The 17107-nt window shown below is 73.8% G+C and carries 14 protein-coding genes; 2 read left to right on the forward strand and 12 right to left on the reverse strand.

Annotated elements, in window-relative coordinates; genetic code table 11:
• Positions 1-649: 649 nt before the first annotated feature.
• The 6 genes from OG617_RS06640 to OG617_RS06665 form a co-directional block, all read right to left on the reverse strand.
• Positions 650-1846 carry a Gfo/Idh/MocA family protein gene (locus OG617_RS06640; RefSeq protein WP_405103505.1) on the reverse strand — a complete coding sequence of 399 codons (1197 nt, stop codon included), beginning with the start codon at positions 1844-1846 and terminating at the stop codon, positions 650-652.
• A gap of 53 nt (positions 1847-1899) precedes the next feature.
• Positions 1900-2958, reverse strand: coding sequence for a substrate-binding domain-containing protein (locus OG617_RS06645; protein ID WP_405099640.1), 1059 nt, complete (start codon positions 2956-2958; stop codon positions 1900-1902).
• 130 nt (positions 2959-3088) lie between these two features.
• Positions 3089-4222, reverse strand: coding sequence for an ABC transporter permease (locus OG617_RS06650; RefSeq protein WP_405099642.1), 1134 nt, complete (start codon positions 4220-4222; stop codon positions 3089-3091).
• Positions 4219-5841 carry a sugar ABC transporter ATP-binding protein gene (locus OG617_RS06655; protein WP_405099644.1) on the reverse strand — a complete coding sequence of 541 codons (1623 nt, stop codon included), beginning with the start codon at positions 5839-5841 and terminating at the stop codon, positions 4219-4221. The genes OG617_RS06650 and OG617_RS06655 overlap by 4 nt, the downstream gene beginning before the upstream one ends.
• Positions 5838-7016: an ROK family protein gene (locus OG617_RS06660; RefSeq protein WP_405099646.1), complete on the reverse strand. Its 1179-nt coding sequence runs from the start codon at positions 7014-7016 to the stop codon at positions 5838-5840. Before OG617_RS06660 ends, OG617_RS06655 begins: the two co-directional genes overlap by 4 nt.
• 248 nt (positions 7017-7264) lie before the next feature.
• Positions 7265-8485 carry a YihY/virulence factor BrkB family protein gene (locus tag OG617_RS06665; RefSeq protein ID WP_405099648.1) on the reverse strand — a complete coding sequence of 407 codons (1221 nt, stop codon included), beginning with the start codon at positions 8483-8485 and terminating at the stop codon, positions 7265-7267.
• Between the two features lie 67 nt (positions 8486-8552).
• Here OG617_RS06665 and OG617_RS06670 point away from each other — a divergent pair, with 67 nt between their 5' ends.
• Positions 8553-9125 carry a hypothetical protein gene (locus OG617_RS06670; RefSeq protein ID WP_405099650.1) on the forward strand — a complete coding sequence of 191 codons (573 nt, stop codon included), beginning with the start codon at positions 8553-8555 and terminating at the stop codon, positions 9123-9125.
• Positions 9126-9428: 303 nt separating this feature from the next.
• Here OG617_RS06670 and OG617_RS06675 read toward each other — a convergent pair whose 3' ends face one another.
• The 6 genes from OG617_RS06675 to OG617_RS06700 form a co-directional block, all read right to left on the reverse strand.
• A complete protein-coding gene (locus OG617_RS06675; protein WP_405099652.1) occupies positions 9429-9965 on the reverse strand; it encodes a hypothetical protein in 537 nt (178 codons plus the stop codon).
• Positions 9965-11836: a DNA primase gene (gene dnaG / locus OG617_RS06680; protein ID WP_405099654.1), complete on the reverse strand. Its 1872-nt coding sequence runs from the start codon at positions 11834-11836 to the stop codon at positions 9965-9967. Before dnaG ends, OG617_RS06675 begins: the two co-directional genes overlap by 1 nt.
• Positions 11837-11995: 159 nt before the next feature.
• Positions 11996-13639 (reverse strand): BCCT family transporter, encoded by a 1644-nt coding sequence (locus OG617_RS06685; protein WP_405099656.1) that lies wholly within the window; start codon positions 13637-13639, stop codon positions 11996-11998.
• Positions 13640-13827: 188 nt separating this feature from the next.
• On the reverse strand, positions 13828-14661 hold the full coding sequence (locus tag OG617_RS06690; RefSeq protein WP_405099658.1) for a siderophore-interacting protein: 834 nt from the start codon (positions 14659-14661) through the stop codon (positions 13828-13830).
• 74 nt (positions 14662-14735) lie between these two features.
• A complete protein-coding gene (locus OG617_RS06695; protein ID WP_405099660.1) occupies positions 14736-15995 on the reverse strand; it encodes a deoxyguanosinetriphosphate triphosphohydrolase in 1260 nt (419 codons plus the stop codon).
• A 9-nt stretch (positions 15996-16004) separates the two neighbouring features.
• Complete coding sequence (locus OG617_RS06700) at positions 16005-16355, reverse strand: VOC family protein (protein WP_405099662.1); 351 nt, start codon at positions 16353-16355, stop codon at positions 16005-16007.
• Between the two features lie 235 nt (positions 16356-16590).
• On the opposite strand from OG617_RS06700, the gene OG617_RS06705 reads away from it, so the two are divergent.
• Positions 16591-17091 carry a roadblock/LC7 domain-containing protein gene (locus tag OG617_RS06705; RefSeq protein ID WP_405099664.1) on the forward strand — a complete coding sequence of 167 codons (501 nt, stop codon included), beginning with the start codon at positions 16591-16593 and terminating at the stop codon, positions 17089-17091.
• Positions 17092-17107: the final 16 nt, after the last annotated feature.

Genomic DNA, 17107 nt, shown 5'->3' on the forward strand with positions numbered 1-17107 from the left:
CACCGCCGTCGCGTCACCCACCGCCCCGTCGGGTCGTCGCTCACGGTCGCCGAGCGCGGCGAGCGTGGGTGATGTCGTATCCGACTCAGCTCCATAGGCGCCGAGAGGCACACCTGCCGTGGAGCGGCACCCCACGCCAGGAACCCCCAGACTCCCTGATCAAAGCGCCCCCGCTCGACTTCGCAACCGCCCTGGGCGCGCCCCGCCCGGCCGCCCGCCCGAGGGCACCTCCGACGGCGACGCCACCGGACGACCCCCGGGACGGACGGGACGGGCAGGGCTGGCAGGCAGGGCCGGTCGGCGTCCGTCCCTGCCTCCCCCGCGTCCGTGGTGCCTGGTACGTGGTGCTTGTGGTGCCTGCTGCGCGGTGCGCGGCCTCCGGTGCGGCCGGGGAATCCCGGTCCGGCCGCACCGGACGACCGTCCTGCCCTCGCACGGCGGCGGGCCATGGCCCGCCGTCGCACGCCCTCCGGACCGACCTCGTCCCCGCCGCGGGGCGCAACCGCGGCGGGTCCCTCGCCGGTCGGTCCGGAAGCCTCTCGGGCGGTGGCGACGGCACGCGCCGCCACCGCGGTTCCTCCACCGGCGGACGGCTGTCGCCGGTGCGCCTCGGCGGTGGCGACCCGGGGCCGCCTCCGCCGGGGCGGGCTCAGGCGGGGACCGCCTCCAGCGTCGGCTCCACGTCGGTCCACGAGGAGCCCAGCTCCGCCGAGCGAATCACCGCGTCCAGCACCAACTGGACCTGCAACCCGTCGGCGAACGAGGGCGCCGGGTCGACGCCGGTGGCGACCGCCTCGACGAAGTCCCGCATCTGGTGGGTGAAGGAGTGCTCGTAGCCGATGATGTGGCCGGGCGGCCACCACGCCGACATGTACGGGTGGTCCTCCTCCGTCATCAGGATGCGGGTGAAGCCCTGCTCGGCGGCCGGCCGCGTGGCGTCGTAGAACTCCAGCTCGTTGAGGCGTTCCAGGTCGAAGGCCACGGTGCCGAGCGAGCCGTTGATCTCCACCCGGAGCGCGTTCTTGCGCCCGGTGGCGAACCGGCTCGCCTCGTACGTGGCCAGCGCCCCGCCGTCGAGCCGGGCGACGAAGACCGCCGCGTCGTCCACGGTCACCGTGCCGGTGGCCGGGCCGTGGCCGTCGACCGGACCGGCGCCGTTGGTGGCCTGCGCGGCCAGGCCGCTCGACGCCGCCGACAGCGGACGCTCCTTGACGAACGTCTCGGTGACCGCGCTGACCCCGGTGATCCGCTGACCGGTGACGAACTGGGTCAGGTCGATGATGTGCGCGCCGATGTCGCCCAGCGCACCGGAGCCCGCCCTGTCCCGCTGCAACCGCCAGACCAGCGGGAACTGCGGGTCCACGATCCAGTCCTGGAGGTACGCCGCCCGGACGTGCCGGACGGTGCCGAGCCGGCCGTCGGCGATCAGCCGCCGCATCATGGCCACGGCGGGGACCCGGCGGTAGTTGAACCCGCACATGGACCGTACCCCCGACGCCCGCGCGGTGGCCGCGGCGGCGGCCATCGCCCGGGCCTCGGCAACCGTGTTGGCCAGCGGCTTCTCGCAGAGCACGTGCTTGCCTGCGGCCAGGGCGGCGAGCGCGATCTCGGCGTGGCTGTCGCCCGGTGTGCAGACGTCGACCACGTCGATCTCGTCGGACTCGACGAGGCGTCGCCAGTCCGTGGTGTGCGCCTCCCAGCCGAGCCGGTCGGCGGCGGCGGCCACCTTCGCGGTGTCCCGGCCGCAGACCAGCGACATCCGAACCCGGGCCGGCAGGTCGTACACCCGGTTCACGGTGCGCCACGCCTGTGAGTGGGCGGCGCCCATGAACGCGTAGCCGACCATGCCGACCCGCAGGTGACTGTGGTGAGTGGACAAGGTGGGTCTCCCCCCGTCTGTCAGAACCCGAGCTTGAGGTAGTTGCTCGCGTTCTCCTTGGTGATCGTCTCGGAGGCCAGCACGATCTCCTTGGGCACCTGAAGCTCCACCAGGTCGGACATGCCCTTGCCCTGGCCGATGAGCCGGGCCAGCGAGATCGCGGAGGACGCCATCGACGGGCTGTAGGTCACGGTGGCCTTGAGGACCGTCCCGTCGGCCTGGATTTCCTCCATCGCCTTCTTCGAGCCGGCGCCGCCGACCATGAAGAACTCCTTGCGGCCGGTCTGGTTGACCGCGGCGAGCACGCCGATGCCCTGGTCGTCGTCGTGGTTCCAGACCGCGTCGATCTTGGGCAGGGCCTGGAACAGACCGGTGGCGGCCTGCTGGCCGGAGTCCGCGGTGAACTTGGCCGGGCGGCGGTTGGCCACCTTGAACCCGGCTGCGGCGAGGGTGTCGGCGAAGCCCTTGGAGCGCTGCTGGGTCAGCTCCAGCGAGTCGATGCCGGGGATCTCACCGATGACCGGGTTGCTGACGCCCTTGGCCTTGAGCTGCGCGACGATGTAGTTGGCGGCGGCCACACCCATGCCGTAGTTGTCGCCCATGATCTGTAGGCGGTAGGCGAGCGCGTCGGGGAAGGCCCGGTCCAGGTTGACCACCGGGATGCCGGCCTTCATCGCCTCCAGGCCGGCGGCGTTGAGCTCCTTGCCGTCGTGCGGCAGCATGACGATGACGTCCGGCTTCTGGGCGATCAGGGTGGACAGCGCCGCCCGCTGGGCCGCCGCGTCCGCGCCGGCCTCGACGGTCTTGAAGTCCACGTCGGAGTAGGCGCCGGCCTGCGCCTTGGCGTTGGCGGTGATGGCGGCCAGCCAGCCGTGGTCGGCGGCCGGGGCGGAGAAGCCGATGGTCACCTTCTTGCCGGGGGCGCTGTTGCCGCCGGCGGCGGTGTCGGCCGCCTTGGTCTGCGCCGTCGTGGGCGCCGCCTCGTTGCTGGTGCACCCGACGAGCAGTGCGCCGGCGCCGAGTGCGGCCCCGCCGAACAGCAACCGGCGGCGCGACAGGTCCCGACTGTGCTGGGTCATGACGACCTCCTGGGAGATGGGGTGGTGGAGGGAGGAAAAGGGTGTGCGGGGCCCGGCCACCGTCGGTGCGACGGCAACCGCGGGGTGCGCGGGGTGGAATCCGGTGGTGCTGTGGGGTGGTGCCGGTGGATCAGCCGGTGGTGAGCCGGTTGCGGCCCAGGAACTGGGTGAGGCTACGGAACTGGAACTGCTGGACCAGGACGGCGGCGACGATGATGCCGCCCTTGACCATGTTCTGGGCCTCGGTGGAGAGGCCGTTGATGGCGAACAGGTTGGTGATGGTGGAGAAGATGACCACACCGAGCAGGGAGCCGACGATCGTGCCCCGCCCGCCGCTGAGCAGCGTCCCGCCGATGATCGCGGCGGCGATCGCGTCCAGTTCGTAGAGGTCGGCCATCGCCGCCTGGGCGGAGGTGGCCTGCGCGGTCAGCATGATCGCGGCGATCCCGCAGCAGAGGCCGGAGAGCGCGTAGAGCAGCACGGTGTGCCGCCGGACATCAATGCCGGCCAGCCGGGCGGCCTCCGGGTTGCCGCCGACGGCGACGGTGCGCCGGCCGAACGTCGTCCGGTTCAGCAGCACCCAGCCGGCGACCACGACCGTGGCCAGGATGTAGACCAGCAGCGGGATGCCGAGCAGGTCGGTGCTGGCGATGCCGTTGATCGTCGCGTTGTCCGACACCTGGGTCTGCTTGTCGGAGATCTGCGCGGCCAGCCCCCGGGCGGCCACCATCATGGCCAGGGTGGCGATGAACGGCACCAGCTTCCCGTACGAGACGAGCAGGCCGTTGACCAGGCCGACGCACAGGCCCACGACGAGCGCGGTGAAGATCATGCCACCCGCGCCGTAGCTCTGGGTGGCGAGCGTGGTGCACCAGACTCCGGCGATCGCCACGATCGCGCCGACCGACAGGTCGATGCCGCCGCCGATGATCACGAAGGTCATGCCGACGGTGACGACGCCGACCACCGAGGCGAGCTTGAGGATGGTGAGGATGTTGTTCCACACCCAGCCGGAGTCGCCGTACAGGTCGGGTCGGGTGGCGATGCCGATCAGGATCAGCACCACCAGGACCCCGATCAGGCCCAGGTTGCGCCGGGCGCCCTCGCCGCCGTCGCCGCGCCACCAGGAGAGCCGGCCGGTTCCGCCGGGCCCGTGGGCGGGGCCCTTGCCGACCGCCCCGGTCACGGCCGGGTCCACCGGCGGGGACTGGGCCGGCAGCGCCTCCGGCCGGTCCGGCGTGGCGGTGGGTGTGCTGTCGCTCATGCGGGTGCGCCTTCCAGCAGGGACCCCGCCATGACGAGGTCGAGCACCGTGTTCTCGTCCAGTTCGTCGGCGGGTGCCTCGCGCACCATCCGGCCCTCCCGCAGCACCAGCACCCGGTCGGCCAGGCCCAGCACCTCGGGCACCTCGCTGGAGACCAGCAGGACCCCGACGCCTCGGGCGGCCAGCTCGCGGATCACCTGGTACAGCTCGGCGCGGGCGCCGACGTCCACCCCGCGGGTGGGCTCGTCGAGCAGCAGCAGCCGGGTGTCGCCGAGCAGCCAGCGCCCGACCACCACCTTCTGCTGGTTGCCCCCGGACAGGGTGCGCACCGGCCGCCGCACGTCGCGGGGGCGCAGCTCCAGGGAGTCCGCGATCCGGTCCGCCTCGGCCCGCTCCCGCCCGGCGTCGGTGAAGCCGAGGCGGGCGTACCGGCCGAAGGTGGCCAGGGTGACGTTGCGGTAGATCGGCTCGCCGAGCAGCAACGCCTGGCTCTTGCGCTCCTCGGGAGCCATTCCCATGCCGGCCCGTACCGCCGCGCCGACGCTGCCCGGGCGCAGCGCGCGCCCGCCCATCCGGACCGTCCCGGCGTGCGCGCGGCGTGCCCCGTAGATGGTCTCCAACAGCTCGGACCGGCCGGAGCCGACCAGCCCGGCGATGCCGACGATCTCGCCGGCCCGCACGCTGAGCGAGACGTCGGCGAACTCGCCGGACCGGGTCAGGCCGTCGACCCGGAGCAGCTCCGCGCCCGCGCCCGAGTCGGCCGGGCGGTCCGGGAAGACGTACTCGATGGTGCGGCCGGTCATCCGGGCGACCAGGTCGCGGGTCGGGGTGTCGCGCGCCGGCAGGTTCGCCGCGGTGGTCCGGCCGTCCTTGAGTACGGTGACCCGGTCGCCGATCTCCCGAATCTCCTCCAACCGGTGGGAGATGTAGATGACGGCGATGCCCTGCGCGGTCAACTCCCGGATGATCCGGAACAGGTTGCCCACCTCGTCGTGGGCCAGCACCGCGCTCGGCTCGTCCATGATGATCAGCCGGGCCTCGTGGGACAGCGCGCGGGCCATGCTGACGATCTGCTTGCCGGCCGCCGGTAGCGCCCGGACCATCCGCCCCGGCGGAATCTCGCCGTGGCCGAGCCGGCCGAGGATCTGCCTGGTCCGGCGGGCCATCCGGCCACGGCGGACGAAGCCCGCCCGGCGCGGTTCGTGGCCGAGGAAGGCGTTCTCCGCCACCGACAGGTCCTCGACGAGGTCGAGCTCCTGGTAGATGGTGGCGATGCCGGCGCGCATGGCGGCCTGCGGGTTGGCGAACTCGGCGGGCTGCCCGCGCCACTCGACCTGGCCGGAGTCGGGGCGGTGCACCCCGGCGAGGACCTTGATCAGGGTGGACTTGCCGGCCCCGTTCTGCCCGAGCAGGCAGTGCACCTCGCCGGCCCGCACCTCCAACTGCACCCCGTCCAGCGCCCGTACGCCGGGGAAGGTCTTCACCACGTCGGTCAGGCGCAGCACCACCTCGCCGGCAACGGCGTCGGCGGGCGCCTCGACCAGCGGGCCGCCCGCCGGGCCGGCAGCGTCGGCGGGCGCCTCGACCAGCGGGCCGGCGGCGTCGGCGGGCGTGGTCATGACGCCTCCCCGAAGGCCACGTCGCTGGCGAGCACGGCCGCGCCGGCCACCCCGGCGCGCGGGCCCAGCTCGGACAGGACGACCGGCAGGTTGCCGGTGGCCAGCGGCAGCGATCGGCGGTACACCACGCTGCGGATCTCGGCGAGCAGGATGTGGCCGAGCTGGGCCAGCCCTCCGCCGATCACGATCATCGACGGGTTGGTGAAGCTGACCAGGCCGGCCAGCACGCCGCCGACCCGCCGGCCGCCTTCGCGGATGAGCTGGATGCAGGCCACGTCCCCCTCGACGGCGCCCTCGGCGACGTCCCGGGCGGTGACCACGCCCCGGTTGGCGAACCGGTCGGCCAGGGCCGGGGACGCCCCACTGCGGGCGGCGACGTTCGCCTCCCGGGCCAGCGCGGCACCGCTGAACAGCGCCTCCAGGCAGCCGGCGTTGCCGCAGGAGCACATCGGCCCGTGCGGGTCGACCTGGATGTGCCCGATGTCCCCGGCGCAGCCGTCGGTGCCCCGGTAGACGTCGCCGCCGAGGTAGATCCCGCACCCTATGCCGGTGCCGATCTTGATGAACAGAAAGTCGTCCACCGAGTGGGCGACCCCGCCGTGCCGCTCGCCGATCGCCATGATGTTGACGTCGTTGTCGACCACCGCCGGGCAGCCGTGCTCGCGGGTCAGCAGCTCACGGACCGGGAACCGGTCCCAGCCGGGCATGATCGGCGGCGAGACCGGCACCCCGTCGCGGAAGCTCACCGGCCCGGGCACCCCGACGCCGACCGCGTGCAGCCGGTCGTGTGCCCCGTCGACCCGCGCCTTGTGCAGCAGCTCGTTGACCCGTTGCAGGGTCACCTTGGGGCCGTTGCGGATGTCGGCCGGCTCCCCGTACGCGGCGATCGTCTCCAGCCGGCCGTTGACCACCTCAAGGTCGATCGAGCTGGCCCCGAGGTCGACCGCCGCGAAGCGCAGCTGGGGATTCAACTCCACCAGCGTGGACCGGCGCCCACCCCGGGAGGCCGCGAGACCGGCCTCGGCGACGTAGCCGAGGCCGACCAGCCGCTCCAGCTCGGCGAGCAACCGGGGACGCGGCATCTGCAGCCGGTCCCCGAGCTCCGCCCGGGACACCGCCCCCTCGTCGCGGAGCAACCGCAACAGTCGCAGGTGCAGGGGCTCCACCGTCCGCACCGGCACTCACCTCCGCCTCGGAGTCATTCACATCCACAAGTGCGTCGATGTGTTGTGTCCGACACAGTAGGAGGCTTCCGTGCCGCCTGTCCAGAGCTTCGGCCAGCCTGGCTCCAACTTTTGTCCGTTCGAACAAAAGCAGACAGTTGATCCAGGAAGGTCGACGGGTTCACGCAGCCGCCCCGCCTCGCGGGGCGAGACGGGGCGGCGGGCTCCGAAGCGGCGGGTGGCGGCCCTGGTGGGGGCGGTCAGCGGCTGGCGGCGGAGTTGCGCTTCTTCTTCAACTTGCGGTCGTCGCGCAGCTCGACGTACGGCTCGACCTCGGCCGGGTGCCCGGCGGCGATCGCCCGGCTGCGCTCCAGCTCCGCGTCGAACTCCGCGCCCAGCAGGATCGCGATGTTGCTCAGCCACAGCCAGACCAGGAAGATGATCACACCGGCCAGCGCCCCGTACGTCTTGTTGTACGAGCCGAAGTTGCCGACGTACAGGGCGAACAGCCCGGAGACCAGCAGCCAGATCAGCACGGCCAGCACCCCGCCGGGGCTGATCCAGCGGAACCCGCCGTGCCGGGCGTTCGGCGACGCCCAGTAGAGGATCGCGAACATCAGGCTGACCAGCACCAGCAGCACCGGCCACTTGGCGATGTTCCACACCGTCACCGCGGTGGAGCCGATCCCGATGGCGCTGCCCGCCTCCTCGGCGAACCGGCCGGTGAAGACCACGATCACCGCGCTGGCCAGCAGCAGGACGCCGATCACGGCGGTCACCCCGACCCGGATCGGCAGCGTTTTCCAGATCGGCCGCCCCTCCGGAACGTCGTAGATGCTGTTGGAGGCGCGCATGAACGCGGCGACGTACCCGGAGGCGGACCAGAACGCGGCGAGCAGACCGATGACGGCGGCGACGCTGGCCAGCCCGCCGGCGTTGGACGCCTGGTCGATCGCGGCCGAGATGATCTGCCGGATGTTGCCCTCCGGCACCGCCTGGTTGACGGTGTCCCTGACCCCCTCGGTGGCGCTCGGTCCGAGCAGGCCGAGGATCGAGATGAGCACCAGCACGCCGGGGAAGATCGACAGCACCCCGTAGTAGGTCAGCGCCGCCGCCCAGTCGGTCAGGCTGTCGTCCTGGAACTCCCGGACGGTGCGCTTCAGCGTCGCCAGCCAGCCGGTGCCCGACAGCTCCATCGGGCTGTCCGGCCCCTCATCCGGACCGACCGGCCGGTCCCGGCCCACGTCCCGCTGGTCCCGGTCGGCGTCGCGCCGGCCCACGTCCTGTCGGTCCCGGGCGGTGTCCTGCCGGTCCCGATCGGTGTCCTGCCGGTCCCGATCGGTGTCCTGCCGGTCCCGGTTGCGGCCGGTCCCCGGACGATCGGCGTCGATCCGGCTGTCGGCGCCCGGCCGGGCCGCGCCTGCGGTGCGGGCGCCGTCCCGGTCGCGTCCGGCGCGGACGGAAGTCTCGTCGGAGGCCATCGCCCCTCCTCATGGTCGCGGTGTCCACTCGGGCATGCCCCGGGAAGGAGTCCACTAACCGCCGCCGGTGGAGCAGACGTTCCAGCACCCCGGCGGCGAGACCACCCGGGGCGCCGAGCGTCAGCCGGCCACCCCGGCGCAGGCGTCAGCCGGTCGGCCGGGGCGCGGTGGCCAGCGTCCACACCGCGTACACCCAGAGCAGCAGCCCGGCGCCGACGCCGACGACCAGGCCCGGTACCACGGCCGAGGCGAGCCCGGTGACCAGGCCGGCGAGCGCGACCAGGCACATCGCGACGCCGAGCAGCCACAGCCGGGGGTCGCGCAGCAGCGGGGCGAGCGGGAAGAAGTGGGCGCCACGACGGCGCAGACCAGCACCGGGGCGTACGCCGAGCGCCCGAGCATCGCCAGCAGCGCCGCGCCGAGCCCCGCCGCGGCGAACTCGGCCACCACGATGAGCAGGTACCGGCGGTCCGACGCCCGGTCCCCGACGGCGCGCGCCTCGGGGCGGCTGCGCGCGGCGACCACGGCGCCGGCCACCGCCGTGCCCAGGGCGGCGACGCTCGTGACCATCAGCAGCGTCCGCAGTGGCTGGCCGGCCGCCGGCACGCTGAACCAGACCGTCGCGAAGACGCCGAGGTAGAGGGCGGTGAGTCCGGCCTGGCGCCGGGGGACGGTGAGCACGAGGGGGTTCGCTTCCGATAGGGGTCAGTCGACGAGGGTGCGGCCGGCGAGCTGCAGGATGAAGGTCCTCCAGGCTTGGCGGGCGCAGGTGGTCAGGTTCCCCCGCCCGATCAGGCTCGGGATGGAGGTTGCCCAGCTGCGGGCAGACGGAGCAGCGCCATGATCGTCTGCTGGAAACAGACACGACACGCCGTGCCGATTCTCCCTGAACGACAGACGATCATGAGACGGGCGGGGCGAGGCGCGGGGCGAGGCGCGGGGGCTAGAGGTTGGTGGGGGCGGTGGCGGCGCGGGCGGTGGCGACGAGGCGGTCGGTCTCGGCGACCACCGGCTCGTCGTCGGCCGGGGTGCCGGGGTCGTAGCGGACCGTCCAGGTCAGGCCGTCCACGCCGGGCACCCGGCGGGCGGCGATCCGACCGGCGCCGCCGGGCACCGGGTGCTGCTGGGTGTACGCGACCGAGCTGGTCACCCGCGCGCGCACCTGGTGCGGCAGCTCCCCCGGGTCGAGCAGCAGGTACGTCTCGGCCGGGCAGTCGGCCACCACCAGGTAGCCGTCCCGCTCGGCGACCAGCTCGGCGGGCGTGACGGTCAACTCCCGGCCCGACCAGCCGGCCTTGAGGATGTCGTGCCAGCCCAGCCGGTGGCCCCGCCCGGGGAGCCAGAGCCCGAGGTTGCTGGCGACCACCACGCCGTCGCCCTCGCCGTCGCCGGCCGCGGCCCAGGCGAGCACCCGCTCGTCGTCGGCGAGCGGCGGGCGGGCCGCCGGGGGCAGCTTCGGCCTGCGGTTGAACAGTCCCATCAGAGCCCTCCTGCGGCCTGCTCGCGCAGCGCCCGCGCGTGCTGCTCCAGCGAGAGCAACTCCCCGAACAGCGCGAAGTACTCGTCCTTGTCGCTGACCGGGTTGACCCGCTGGATCTTGGACTTGAGATCCTTGATCCGGCCGGTCACCGAGCCCCACTGCAACCGCGCGATGGTCACCGAGACGTACCGCGGGTCGGGCTCGCCGTCGATCCGCAGCGGCTCGACGGCCAACTCGCCGACCAGAGCCTGGGCGGCAAGGTCGACGCACGCGTCGCGGACGGCCTCGACCCAGACGGCCCCGCCGGTGGCGCCGGCGGCCCCGCCTGCCGCCGCGACCGCCTCCCGCACGGCCACGTGCAGCGGATGGCGGTACTCCGCCGCCTCGACCGCGTCGAACATCGGGCCGGCCAGCACCGGCTCCTGGACGGCGAGCTTCAGCGCCTCCCGCTCGACCAGCGCCAGCGGGCTGTCCAGGCTCTGCGCGGCCCTGGCGGCGCGGGCCGCCGCAGGCGTCGCCTGCCCGGCGGGCTGGCCCGAAGCTGCGGCGAGCACGGCCCGCTGCACCGGCTCGATCTCCATCCCGAGGTCACCGGCGAGCTTGCGCACGTACTCGGGGCGCTTCTCCCGGTCCTTGAGCTTCGCCACCAGGGGGGCGGCCCGGCGCATCGCCTCGACCCGGCCGTCGACGGTGTCCAGGTCGTACCGGTTGATCAGGTGGCGGAGCGCGAAGTCGACCAGCGGCTCGCGGCGGGCGACCAGGTCGCGGACCGCCAGGTCGCCCTTGGCCAGGCGCAGGTCGCAGGGGTCCATGTTGTCGGGGCTGACCGCGATGAAGGTACGCCCGACAAAGCGCTGGTCGTCCTCGAAGGCACGCAGCGCGGCCTTCTGCCCGGCGGCATCCCCGTCGAAGGTGAAGATGACCTCGCCGGCCACGTCGTCGGTGTCCAGCAGCAGCCGGCGCAGCACCCCGATGTGGTCGGAGCCGAACGCGGTCCCGCAGGTCGCCACGGCCGTCGGCACGCCGGCGAGGTGGCAGGCCATCACGTCGGTGTAGCCCTCGACGACGACCACCTTGCCCTGCTTGGCGATCTCCCGCTTGGCCTGGTCGATGCCGTAGAGCACGTGTGACTTCTTGTAGATCGGCGTCTCGGGGGTGTTCAGGTACTTCGGGCCGTCGTCGTCGTCGAACAGCTTGCGGGCCCCGAAGCCGATCACGTCGCCGGTGATCTCCCGGATCGGCCACATCAGCCGGCGACGGAACCGGTCGATCAGCGTGCCGGAGCGCGCCGGACGCGACAGCCCGGCGGTGACCAGCTCGTCGTGGCTGAAGCCCTGCTGGCGCAGGTGCTTGGTGAGCAGGTCCCAGGCGTCCGGGGCGAAGCCGCAGCCGTACCGCTCGGCGGCGGCCCGGTCGAAGCCGCGCTGCGCCAGGAACTCCCGGGCCGGACGGGCGCCGGCCGTGCCGAGCTGGGCCCGGTAGAACTCGACGGCGGCGGCGTGGGCGGCCACCAGGCGCTGCCGCTGCCCCTGCTGCGGGCGGGCGCGCGGGGTGGCCTGGTCGTTCTCGACGTAGCGGAGCTGGATGCCGGCGCGGGCGCCGAGCCGCTCGACGGACTCGACGAAGCTGAGGTGCTCGGCGTCCATCAGGAACTTGATCGCGTCGCCGCCGGCCCCGCAGCCGAAGCAGTACCAGACGTTGCGGGCGGGCGAGACGTTGAACGAGGGGCTCTTCTCGTCGTGGAACGGGCAGAGCCCTTTGAGGTTGCCACCGCCGGCCGACCTGAGGGTCACCGTGTCCGAGATGACCTCCGCGATCGAGGTGCGTTCCCGGACCAGCGCGATGTCCTCGTCCCGGATCCGCCCAGCCATCCGCCACCCCCTCGGCCCCACATCCTGCCCTGCCGGGGGCGGCGATCCGGCGTCGGGGGGACGACTTGTGGCGCGTGCCGCCGCCCGTCCGGGGCCGGAAGGGGCTCGGCCGTGGCCACGGGCGATCCCGGTCCCGTCGCGCCCGCCGGGCGGGCCGGGTCAGCGGGGGCGGCGGCGAAGGTAGCGGGCGACGGGCGGGCCGTCCTCCTCCTCGTACGACCGGGCGGCCCGCACGGCGGCGGCCAGCCCGTACCGGCGGGTCCGGGTCCGCCGCGGGTTGACCGCCGGGTCGCGGGACAGGTCCCGGACCAGCGCCACGGCCAGGCCCAGCAGCACCACCAGGAACGGCAGCGCGACCAGGATGGTGGCCTGTTGCAGCGCGTCCAGCCCGCCGGCCAGCAGCAGCGCGGCGGCGACCGCGCTGATGAGCACCCCCCAGAGCACCACCAGCACCCGGTGCGGTCGCAGCGCACCGTGGGAGGTCAGCGAGCCCAGCACCAGCGACGCCGAGTCGGCGCTGGTGACGAAGTAGAGCGCGATCAGCACCATGGCGAGCACGCTGGTCGCCGCCGCGAACGGCAGCGCGTCGAGCAGCCCGAACAGCGCCTGCTCGGTGCCGCCGGCCGCGTCGGCGACCAGGTCGCGGGTCCCGGTGGCCTGCGTCCGCAGCGCGGTGCCCCCCATGATCGCGAACCAGACCGCGCTCGCGCCGCTGGGCACCAGCAGGACACCCGTGAGGAACTGCCGCACCGTACGCCCCCGCGAGATACGCGCGATGAACGTGCCGACGAACGGGGCCCAGGAGATCCACCACGCCCAGTAGAAGATCGTCCAGGCGCCCAGCCAGGCCGGGTCGGAGAAGGCCCCGGTGCGGGTCGACATCACCACGAGGTTGCCCAGGTAGTCGCCGACCGCGGCGGGCAGCACCTCCAGCGTGTAGATCGTCGGCCCGACCACGAAGACGAAGAGCATCAGCAGCACGGCGAGGACCACGTTGGTGGTGGAGAGCCACTTGACCCCCCGGTGCAGCCCGGAGAAGGCGGAGACGACGAAGGCCAGGGTCAGCGCGCCGATCACGATCAGCTCCACCGCCCGGGTGTCCGGGATGCCCGCCACCAGGTCCAGCCCGGCGGCGACCTGGAGCGCGCCGAGGCCGAGGCTGGTCGCCGAGCCGAACACCGTGGCGAAGACCGCCAGCAGGTCGAGCGCCCGGCCGGTCGCGCCGTCGGCCCGCGCGCCGATCAGCGGGTGGAAGGCGGCCGAGATGCGGTTGTCCCGCCCCTTGCGGAACGTCGAGTACGCCAGCGCGAGCGCCGCGATCGCGTAGATCCCCCAGGGGTGCAGGGTCCAGTGGAACAGTGTGTACCGCATCGCCGCCGCACCGGCCGCGCCGGTCTGCGGCGGCACCCCGCTGGCCGGGGGCGGGGCGGCGTAGTGCTGGATCGGCTCGGCCACCGCGAAGAACACCAGGCCGATGCCCATCCCGGCGCTGAACATCATGGCGATCCAGGCCAGCGTGCCGAACTCCGGCTCGTCATCGTCGTCGGCGCCGAGCCGGATCCGGCCGAACCGCGACAGCGCGAGCACGACGGCGAGCACCAGGAAGGCGTCCGCGCCGACCACGAAGAACCAGCCGAAGGTGTCGATCGCCCAGGCCAGCCCGGACTCGCCGAACCGGGCCAGCGAGTCCCGGGCCAGCACCCCCCAGGCCACCACGGCGAGCACCCCGGCCACGCCCGCCCCGAGCACGACCGGGTCGGGGCGGTGGCTCGTCGTGTGTACGTCCTCCGCCTGCTCAGTCATGGCCACCCCCGGTGCCCATCCTGATCCGGCTGCGGCCCACCAGGACGCGTTTCGGGGATTACCCGCCCACCGGCATGCCCCCGTGGTGGCGGGCGGGCAGGCGGGCCCGGTCGTCCGGGCGCGGCGGTGGTCGGTCCCGGCGGTCCTGGTCGAGGAACCGGGCGAAGCCCAACGGGAGCAGGGGTCGCTCAGGCGGTGGCGGTGGCCTCCTCCGCCTCCTCCTGGCGGTTCCAGTCGGCCTTCGTCGAGCGCCAGCCCTCGTCGTCCATGCCGCGCCGCCAGTAGCCGGAGATCGACAGCCGCTCCCGGGGCACGGCGCGCTCGACGCGCAGCAGCCGGCGCAGCTCGCGGACGAAGGTCGCCTCGCCGTGCACGAAGGCGTGCACGTCGCCGGGCGGGAAGTCCAGCGCCGTCACGGCCGCCACCAGCGCCTCGCCGACCGGCCGGTCGCCCCGGTGCAGCCAGGTCAGCTCCACCGCGCCCGGGCTGGGCAGCGGCTGCTCGTCGACGGCGTCGGCGACCTCGACGAAGACCTTCGCGGGGGCGTCGACCGGCAGCCGCTCCAGGGCGGCGGCGATCGCCGGCAGGGCGCTCTCGTCGCCCACCAGCAGATGCCAGTCGGCGTCCGGGCTCGGCGCGTACGCCCCGCCGGGGCCGACGAACATCACCGGGTCGCCGGGGCACAGCCGGGCCGCCCACGGGCCGCCCACCCCGGCGTCGCCGTGGTGCACGATGTCGATGGTCAGCTCGCCGGCCAGCGGGTCCCAGGCCCGCAGGGTGTACGCCCGCAGCCGAGGCCACTGCTGCGGGGGCAGGTCCCGGCGGATGGCGGCGAGGTCGACCGGCTCCGGGTAGGTCACCCCGGGCGGCGGGAAGACCAGCTTCACGTAGTGGTCGGTGTACTCGCCCACCGGCAGGCCGGTCAGCTCCTCGCCGCCGAGCACCAGCCGGACCAGGTGCGGGGTGGGCCACTCGGTCTTCAGGACCCGGGCGGTGGTGACCATCTTCGGGCGCTCCGTCATGCTGCTTAGGCTAACCTAAGTGCGCCCCGGCTTCCTACTGACCGCTCGGCCGCTGCCGGCAGCGGCCCGGTGGCTCAGTCGGCGAGCAGCCGCTCGTGCCAGGCCAGCGCGGCCGGGTCGGTGAGCGAGGCGACCTGGTCGATCACCACGCGCAGCCGGGCGGCGTCGTCCGGGGCGGCCCGCCACAGCGGGGCGAAGACCTCGTCGAGCGCCTCCGGCGCCCGGTGGGTCAGGACGGAGACCAATTCGGCGAGGATCTGCCGCTGCCGCTCGTACCGGCACCCGGACCCGGGCCGGCGCATCACGTAGCGCAGCGCGATCCCCTTGAGCAGCGCGCACTGCGCCCGGACCGGGCGCGGCACCACCAGGTCGGCGGCGTACCGGCGCAGCGGGCCGGGGCCGCGGCGCTCCCCGGTGGCGGCCACCACGGTCGAGACGAAGCGGCCGGTCAGCACGCTGGTGGTGGCCTTCAGCGCGGCCTGGGCGCGGTGGCTGCCGTCGTACCCGGTGAGCGGGACGAGCACCGGGTCGGCGAGCAGTTCGACCAGCATCTCGCCCAGGTCGGCCGGGGACTCCCCCGAGTACTCGGCGGCCACGTCGGCGCAGAGCGCGGCCCGCTCGTCGGGGTCGGCCAGCAGCGGGCGCAGGGCGACGTACCCGCCGTGGATGCCGTCCTCGACGTCGTGCACCGAGTACGCCACGTCGTCGGCCCAGTCCATCACCTGCGCCTCCAGGCAGCGCCGCCCGCCGGCCGGGGCGCCGGCGCGCAGCCAGTCGAAGACCGGCCGGTCGTCGGCGTACACCCCGAACTTGCGCTCGCCCGGCCGGCGCGGCCAGGGGTACTTGCCGGTGGCGTCGAGCGACGCCCGGGTCAGGTTGAGCCCGACGGAGCGGCCGTCGGGGCCGAGCACCTTGGCCTCCAGCCGGGTGAGCACCCGCAGCGTCTGGGCGTTGCCCTCGAAGCCGCCGCAGGCCACGGCGAGCCGGTCCAACTCGGCCTCGCCGTTGTGCCCGAACGGCGGGTGCCCGAGGTCGTGGGCCAGCCCGGCGGTGTCCACCACGTCGGGATCGCAGCCCAGCCGGGCACCCATCTCCCGGGCGATCTGCGCCACCTCAAGCGAGTGGGTCAGCCGGGTACGCAGGAAGTCGTCGGTGCCGGCGACGTGCACCTGGGTCTTCGCGGCGAGCCGGCGGAACGCCGCCGAGTGCAGCACCCGGGCCCGGTCCCGCTCGTACGGCGAGCGGCCGTGGCTGGCGTCCTTCGGCGGCTCGGCGACCCAGCGCGCGGCGTCGGCCGGCTCGCCGCCAGGGCCGCCCCCGTGCAGGTCGCTCACGCCGCCCCGCTACCCGCGCTGCCGCAGCACGCAGAACTCGTTGCCCTCCGGGTCGGCCAGCACCGTCCAGTCGACGTCGCCCTGGCCGACGTCGACGTGCCGGGCGCCCATGTCGACCAGCCGCTCGACCTCGGCCTCCTGGTCGGCCGGACGCAGGTCGAGGTGCAGCCGGTTCTTGACCTGCCGGTCGTCGGGGACCGGCAGGAAGACAATGCCGGGGAGCTGGTCGGCGGACTGCCGGATCTCCACCTCGTCGGGGTGGTCGTTGACCAGCTGGTAGCCCAGGACCTCGGCCCACCAGCTGGCGAGCCGGGCCGGATCCCGCGCGTCGACGGTCAGACTTTCCCAGACGCTGGCCATGCGGTCCACCCTCCACCGGCGATATCGACACACTCGCGGGCCCAGGTTACGCCGGAGCGGCCCGCTCGGCTCAGCGGGCAAGGTGAGGGTTTTGCAACAGCCGATCAGTCGAGAGTTGTCGACCGATCGCCGACCGTCACGGGGGTCGCGGGCCGCCATGGCGGCGGGTAGCGTTTCCGGAGCAGAACGTTACCGAAGATCCGCACATCTGAATGCACGACGGGAAGTGACGCTCGTGGACGCTGACGCGGTGCTGGGAACGGAGTTGTGGGGGCTGCGCCGACGCCGGCCGGAGGTCGCCGGCACGGTGCTCGCCGGCACCGACGGCCTGCTCATCTCCAGCGACCTACCGACGACCGACGCCACCCACCTGGCGGCCCTGGCGGCGGCCAGCTTCGGCCTCGGCAACCGGGTCGCCGACACGGTGCGGCACGGCGAGTTCCAGGAAACGATGGTGCGCACCGCCCGGGGTTGCGTGGTGACCTATCCGGCCGGCCAACACGCCCTGCTCACCCTGGTCACCGCAGCCGGCGCCGACCTGGAGACGCTGCACGTGGAGGCCCGGGAGGTGGCCGACCGGGCGGGTTCCGTCTTCGACCGGCAGCGCACGGCGGTCGTCCCCGGCCCGGTGCCGGACCCGCACGCGCCGCTGGCCGTGCGGACCCCGATGGCGACGCTGCCCGGCCGGGCACCCAACGCGTCCCGCGTGACCGGCTGGCGGCGCCCACCGATCTGAGCCCGCCGGTCCCGGT

This window comes from Micromonospora sp. NBC_01412, from assembly GCF_045040215.1.
Lineage (GTDB): Bacteria > Actinomycetota > Actinomycetes > Mycobacteriales > Micromonosporaceae > Micromonospora > Micromonospora rubida.